The organism is Acetomicrobium mobile, assembly GCF_937920065.1.
Genome location: NZ_CALETC010000173.1, coordinates 1 through 6,347, shown reverse-complemented (window position 1 = coordinate 6,347; position 6,347 = coordinate 1). Strand labels below are relative to the sequence as shown.

The following is a 6,347-nucleotide window of genomic DNA, read 5'->3' as shown; positions in this document are numbered from 1 at the left end:
TTGACACCTGTTTAACCAAACTTTATATAATGTGCAGATGACAGTTGGGGTATTCATCTGACGATTTTATGGAGGGACGGCGCAAGTGCTATCCCTCCATTAAAGTGGATGTTTAATTGTATTTGGAGGCAAAACAATTCTAGCGTAATGGCGTGGGCAGTTGGGTGAAAAGTTTATGACGTTATAGCAACATTTGCCATTGTCGAGATTTTCAACCGGCTTTTCATGGTTTGGCATTGGGTGGGAGGAGCCTTGGAGCTTGACTGCCCCATAATAGAGGAAGGCTGGAAGAACTTCATGTGATTTCGGATGAAAACTCGATATTATTACGGAGCATTCAGATTGTTTATTATAGTCTTTTCCTTTGCGCGCTGGATGGAAGGCCATAAATTGGGTTATTACATTAAAGCTGTGAGGGACAGACAGGAAGCTGCCGAGTCCTTGGGAGTTAACAGTCCGACGGTGAAGCTGACGGCATTATGCGGTCCTTTTTCGGGCAGTACAACTTAAAGTTTAACTCGCCGATGGCCATGTCACTGAAACATGTCGATGAGATTGGTGTTGACAACCATCCTGGGCGACCTTGGCACTCTCTGGGAGCCGTTGTTTGGTGCAGCCATATGATCCTTTTGCGGGAATATACCCGTGCTATATGGGGTGGGGGTTGGGTGCAGGAGTCGACCTCAGAATATTCAGCATTTTGATAATCCTCATCGTCACCCGCCAGCCGAAGGGTGTAATGGGCTTCATGAGCTGGTTGGCGAATCGATCGAGGGTCGCTAAAGGGGGCAATGAATGATGGCTCTGCTGAAGTACGCAACTTAACGGTGAAGTTCGGTTCTCTTGTCGTAAATCACGACGTTTCTTTTGATGTGGAAGAAGGCGCCATTGTTGGCCTCATAGGTCCTAACGGCGTCGGGAAGACTCCGTTTTTTAACTGCGTCTTTGGAGTCTACAAGCCAACATCGGCAAAAATCTTTTACAATGGCGTTGATATTATCAAATGGCCTCTTCATAAGGCAGCTCCCTTGAGAGCGATCAGACCGTTCCAGATAGTACGCCCTTTGAACGAAAGGAAGAAAGTAAAGAATTCGCAGAGCAACGTCTAGCGTGTGCTTATGAATCGTTCTTTATATTAAAAGAGAAGATCAATCAAAAGGCGGAGACTACGAGCGGTGGTGAGTAGCAGATGCTTGCCATCGCAAGTGGATTCATGAGTGCACCAAAGGTCATACTTATGGATTAACTGAATTTAAGTTTACAACCCAGCTTGGTCGAAAGAGTGTTGCAAATGATCATCAAAATAAGGCGACATGGAGTCACAGTGCTGGTGGTAGAGTAGCGCGTCCTAGAAACCTTGAAGATTGCTTACGGGGGTTACGTGATTTAGTCAGGCGGGGTCGTTTTTGTCAGGTCCGTCACAAGAGCTACTCGATGGCGAAGAGGTAAGGCGAGCATATCTGGCATGTTAGGTAGATTTTCTTAAAAAACGGACAGATTTGTTTTGATTCAATTTTAATCACTCTTAATCGATGGTGAAAATTGGGCAGGTCGTCCTTTTTGTAGATTGTTATGCAAGTAGTGCAATGGTTTAGGCTTCTCCTATGGCAGGAGCGTCCCTTTTTAATTTCCTATTTAATCCCTTCTGGAAATGTTTTGCGTTATCGCAATTTGCGGTAGAACCAAAATACAGTTGACAGGTGCCGATAATATGTGTAATATGTATTTCAAATTTGATATATTGCGTAATATTAATTTCATATTTCAGAGAAGATGATGGAAAATGGTTGAGAAAAATCTTTTTGAAAAAGTGCGTGAGGTGTATGAGAATTTACCCAAACAACAAAAAGTGATTGCAGATGCCATTTTGAACAACCATGAAGAGATAGTCCTACTCAATGCTAAAGAACTTTCCAAGAAAATAAACGTCTCAAGTGCGACTATAGTACGATTTGCCCAATTTCTTGGTTATGACGGATACCCTGATTTAGCCCGAGAACTTCGTAAGACCTTTTTTGAAGAAAATAGCCCCATGATGAAACTTAAAGAATCTTTTGATGGTCCTTCTGACCCCAATGATACCTTTAAGCAAGTTTTGCAACTGGATCAGGAAAATATTCGTCTTTTGGAAAAACAGAATATGGGGCATGTTATAAAAGATGCGCTTGATCTGTTGTTGAAATCAAAAAAAGTGGTAATTTTTGGTGGCCGCACATCGTACTCTTTAGTTCATTATGCTGGTTTTCTTTTTAGGCAACTCGACAAAAAGTTTGAATTTTTTAATTCCTCTTGCGATGACTCTCTCGAAAGATTAAGGGTGCTCCAGAAAAGTGACTGCTGCCTTGCCATCTCTTTTCATAGATATTTCAAGCGAACCATTGATTTAGCATCATATTGCAATAGAAGAAGTGTGCCTGTAATTGGTTTGACGGACAGCACCAAATCGCCCCTTTTACCTTACTCTTCTATAGTTTTGTTCGCTCCTAATAAGGCTCCTTTTTACTCATATGTTCCTTCCATGTCAGTTATAAATGTTTTAATAGTATGTTACGCTAGAACAGTGAATCAATTTAATAAAGATATTTTCGAAAAAGACATGGAAGAATTATTAAATAATGATATATATGTATAATTGTTAAAATAATACATTAATACATAATTTAAAGATTGTTATAATTAAATTATTGCATTGTTATTAAATCTAATATATTTTTCATAGTTTACATTATTTCTTCGTATGAAAATTTTGAACTCATATGTTGAGTACTTTTTAAAAGGCATATCGATCAAACATTCAAAAAGTTGCAGTGTCTCCTTAAGATTGGGGGTGATTTGCTGCAGACTGGTAATGGGAATGGAATATTAACGCTTTGGAAATTGAAATAAAAAATCATAAAAGAAACGGGAGGGAGAAAATAATGATTTTAGGGCTACCTGCAATTATAGGTTTTTTGCCGTTACTTCTTTATATCATCCTTTCATTTAAAGGAAAGGACATTACGATGGTTGTATTGATTTGTGTCGTGTTGGGAGCGATACTGACGGGACAAACACCAGTGTCATTGGGAGTTGCGATGTCAAAAGCCCTAGGTTCTTTTATGGGACTTATCGGGTTTATCATACTGATGGGAGCCGGGGTTGGCGAGGTGCTGAGCCAAACGGGCGTAGCTCAAAATATCGTAAGACTAGTCATCACGAAAACGGGTGTCAAAAGCAAAAATCGGGCCATGATAGCTACAATGATATCTTCTGTTTTGCTCGTGGGATTATTAGGTTCCATGGCGGGTTCCAATGCAATTTTAGCACCGATTATCATTCCTATTGTAGCCAGTTTTGGAATAACACCGAATACGTTGGGTGTCCTCTTACACGGCGCAGGAGCAAGTGGATTATATTTAGGACCTTTCGTTCCACCTGTCGTTACCACAATGGAGCTTACCGGAATAGGTTACGGTGAGTATTTGTTGCATACAGGTATTCCTGTTTCAGTAATAGTATGGATAACCACCTATTTTGTAGCAAAACGTACTCAAAAACTCACAGAGGGCAAATATTCTTATAGCGAAGAGGATAGGGTGAATTCGATTAATTTTAAGCCTGATCGTAAGGTCACCAAAGCCACTAGCGTTTTCCTGTTATCGATGTTAGCGTTAATTATATACGGAATGACAGCAAAAGCCGGGGCTTCCTACGTAATAGTGGTTATGGCTTTAGTTGCTTTTATAACAGGTAAAGTTGCGGGATTATCCGGGGAGGATACTCTCAAGGCATTAATTAAGGGAAGTTCCAGAATGTATTGGTTATTTTTCATGTTCATTCTATACGATCCATTCTTAAACTTTGTAACTGAGTCCGGTGCTTTTGATGCTCTTGCAAATTATTTGAAGCCTCTTATCAATTATGGCGGGCCAAAATTATTTATGGTAGTTAGCACATTGGTAGGAGTGTTTGGCGTAAGCGGTGCTGCGGTTGCCCAAGAAAAAGTCATCCATGACATGTTCCTCCCTCTCGTGAATCAACTTAACTTTCCCATGCATTTATGGGCGATTGTGCTTTTGGTAGGCTCACAAATAACATTCTTTGCCTATCCAACGGGGGATATGGTTGGGCAAATGGGACTTGCTCGTTCTACAGACCTTAAAAGCATGATAAAAAACGGGCTTCTGATAACGTTATTTACATGTCTTTACGTAGTAATTAGGGCAATCTTATACAAATTTTAGTTTATTCTTTATCCCAAGACATCAGGATTTTAAAATGATGTCTTGGGATAAAGCAAATTAGGGTTAGGTGTGAATATAATGTGTAAATTATTTTTCAAAGGAGGATTATGTGATGTTTAATTTGGGCATTCTTCAATTTGTCATAGAATATAAAAATCCCGAAAGCAACAGAAAGAAGGTAGCACAACTTGTATCAAATGCCAGTTCTAAAAGTTTTAATATGCTAGTTTTGCCGGAAACTTGGACCACAGGTTATTCTGAAGATGTATTCTATAACGTAAAGTCTTATGCTGAAAGGGAAGACGGACCGTCTATTGGTTTGTTGCGCGAATTGGCTCGCGAGAATGAGATATATATTGTTGGCGGTTCAATCCCTGAATGTGATGGACAAGACATTTACAACACGATCTTTTTTATTGACAATAAGGGTGATATCATCGGCAAGTATCGTAAAATCCATTTGTATAGTGCTATGGATGAGGACAAGGGTTTTAAACATGGTAGCGAGATGCCAGTGTTTGAAACTGAGTTTGGTAAAATCGCGCTAATGACATGTTATGACATCAGATTTCCGGAACAATCTAGGACATACGCCTTAAGAGGGGCTCAAATGATCGTAGCAGTCGCAAATTTTCCCAAGCCAAAAGTACACCATTGGAGGATCCTATTGCAGGCCCGGGCGATTGAGAATCAATTGTTCGTAGTAGCTTGTAACAGAGTCGGCTCAGCTGGTAAGAACAGCTATTTCGGACATTCCATGGTCATTGACCCGTGGGGAGAGATATTAGCTGAAGCCGAGGAAGAAGAAACGATCCTTTCCGCTCAAATCGATTTTACGGCCATTGAAGAGGTAAGAACACTCATTCCTGTTTATTACGACAGACAACCCCGTGCATATTCGAACGATATTTTGAGAGTTAACTGATGATAATGTGAAGAAGGTAAAAACTATGTTGGAAGCAGAAATTAAAGAACTAATCAAAAATCTGGATGGCCAATGTAGCATCATAGTTAACAATATGACTCATGGCGAAAAGTTTGCCTTTAATGAAGATGCAGTTTTCCCTGCCGCCAGCTTAATCAAGCTATGGATATTGTGGGCCCTTTATAAAAATGCCTCGATGAGAAAAGTTGACCTCGATGAGGAGATAATTTTGTGTGAAGAACATAAAACCGGTGGTTTTGGAGTGCTGCAGTACATGCATGCGGGTTTAAATATCACTCTTCGAGATTGTGCCACTCTCATGATCATCTTAAGTGATAACACTGCTACAAACCTACTGATTGATTATTTAGGAATTGAAAAAATAAATAATGAGATAAGACGACTAGGCATGCAAAAGACCGCACTTCAAAGAAAGATGATGGATGCCGAGGCAAAAGCGAGGGGGCTGGATAATTTCACATCAGCTCAGGATGTTCACGTTATATTAGCGGCGATTTTAGACAGCCCGGAAATGCCCAGCAAATTCAGGCAGGAAATGCTTGACATCCTTCTTAAGCAACAATGTAATAATAAACTTCCCTTACTTTTGCCAGAGGGAGTTTTATTTGCCCATAAAACAGGAGATCTTCCTAATACAGAACATGATGCTGGAATATTATTTTTAAACGATGCAAAGATAATAATAGTAGTTGCTGTATATGGAGTTAAAAATAATTTAGATGGCATTAGATTTCATAATCAATTTGGATATCTTGTATATAATTACTATAAACAAAGGTAGGGGTGAATAGCTATGCAAGAACGAAAGAGCCAAAAGAGCTGTATAATCGCTATCAATAGCAAGACCGTGGAAATACCCTTAAAGGGAACGTGGAAAATTTCTTATTACGCAGCGAATACCAGGCCACATTCAATAATCGAAATAATCACTGAAGATGGCATTAGAGGTTATGGGGAAGCGTCGCCTGCACCTGCTTTTATGGGAGAAACGGCATATACCATAGATATGGTCATTCAAAAGCACATAAAACCAAGCCTCATCGGTAAAAACATATTCGATATAGAAAAAATCCATGATTTAATGGACGAATCGATATATGGCAACTATGCTGCAAAAGCTTGTATAGATATGGCCTTGTATGACGCTATGGGCAAGACATTACAGTTGCCTGTCTATA

7 protein-coding genes and 1 pseudogene are annotated in these 6,347 nt (G+C 39.8%); all 8 read left to right on the top strand.

Going from position 1 to position 6,347, the window contains the following annotated elements:
• The first annotated feature begins 342 nt into the window (after positions 1-342).
• Complete coding sequence (locus Q7P41_RS06790) at positions 343-510, top strand: hypothetical protein (RefSeq protein WP_303883055.1); 168 nt, start codon at positions 343-345, stop codon at positions 508-510.
• A 100-nt stretch (positions 511-610) separates the two neighbouring features.
• Positions 611-799 (top strand): hypothetical protein, encoded by a 189-nt coding sequence (locus Q7P41_RS06785; protein ID WP_303883054.1) that lies wholly within the window; start codon positions 611-613, stop codon positions 797-799.
• Positions 792-1,109, top strand: a complete 318-nt coding sequence (locus tag Q7P41_RS06780) for an ATP-binding cassette domain-containing protein (RefSeq protein ID WP_303883053.1) — start codon at positions 792-794, stop codon at positions 1,107-1,109. Before Q7P41_RS06785 ends, Q7P41_RS06780 begins: the two co-directional genes overlap by 8 nt.
• 674 nt (positions 1,110-1,783) lie before the next feature.
• Positions 1,784-2,632 carry a MurR/RpiR family transcriptional regulator gene (locus tag Q7P41_RS06775; protein WP_303883052.1) on the top strand — a complete coding sequence of 283 codons (849 nt, stop codon included), beginning with the start codon at positions 1,784-1,786 and terminating at the stop codon, positions 2,630-2,632.
• A 286-nt stretch (positions 2,633-2,918) separates the two neighbouring features.
• On the top strand, positions 2,919-4,223 hold the full coding sequence (locus tag Q7P41_RS06770) for a Na+/H+ antiporter NhaC family protein (protein ID WP_303883051.1): 1,305 nt from the start codon (positions 2,919-2,921) through the stop codon (positions 4,221-4,223).
• Between the two features lie 112 nt (positions 4,224-4,335).
• The gene (locus Q7P41_RS06765) at positions 4,336-5,148 is read left to right on the top strand and encodes a carbon-nitrogen family hydrolase (protein WP_303883056.1); all 813 of its coding nucleotides are present in this window, start codon (positions 4,336-4,338) and stop codon (positions 5,146-5,148) included.
• A gap of 25 nt (positions 5,149-5,173) precedes the next feature.
• On the top strand, positions 5,174-5,950 hold the full coding sequence (locus tag Q7P41_RS06760; RefSeq protein WP_303883050.1) for a serine hydrolase: 777 nt from the start codon (positions 5,174-5,176) through the stop codon (positions 5,948-5,950).
• Between the two features lie 12 nt (positions 5,951-5,962).
• A pseudogene (locus tag Q7P41_RS06755) lies at positions 5,963-6,347 on the top strand (hypothetical protein); the annotation flags it as partial.

What these genes read in the sequence shown, in the direction of transcription:
- Q7P41_RS06775 (WP_303883052.1), top strand. Translation starts at nt 1,784, where the DNA reads ATGGTTGAGAAAAATCTTTTTGAAAAAGTGCGTGAGGTGTATGAGAAT.
- Q7P41_RS06765 (WP_303883056.1), top strand. Translation starts at nt 4,336, where the DNA reads ATGTTTAATTTGGGCATTCTTCAATTTGTCATAGAATATAAAAATCCC.
- Q7P41_RS06760 (WP_303883050.1), top strand. Translation starts at nt 5,174, where the DNA reads ATGTTGGAAGCAGAAATTAAAGAACTAATCAAAAATCTGGATGGCCAA.
- Q7P41_RS06780 (WP_303883053.1), top strand. Translation starts at nt 792, where the DNA reads ATGAATGATGGCTCTGCTGAAGTACGCAACTTAACGGTGAAGTTCGGT.
- Q7P41_RS06770 (WP_303883051.1), top strand. Translation starts at nt 2,919, where the DNA reads ATGATTTTAGGGCTACCTGCAATTATAGGTTTTTTGCCGTTACTTCTT.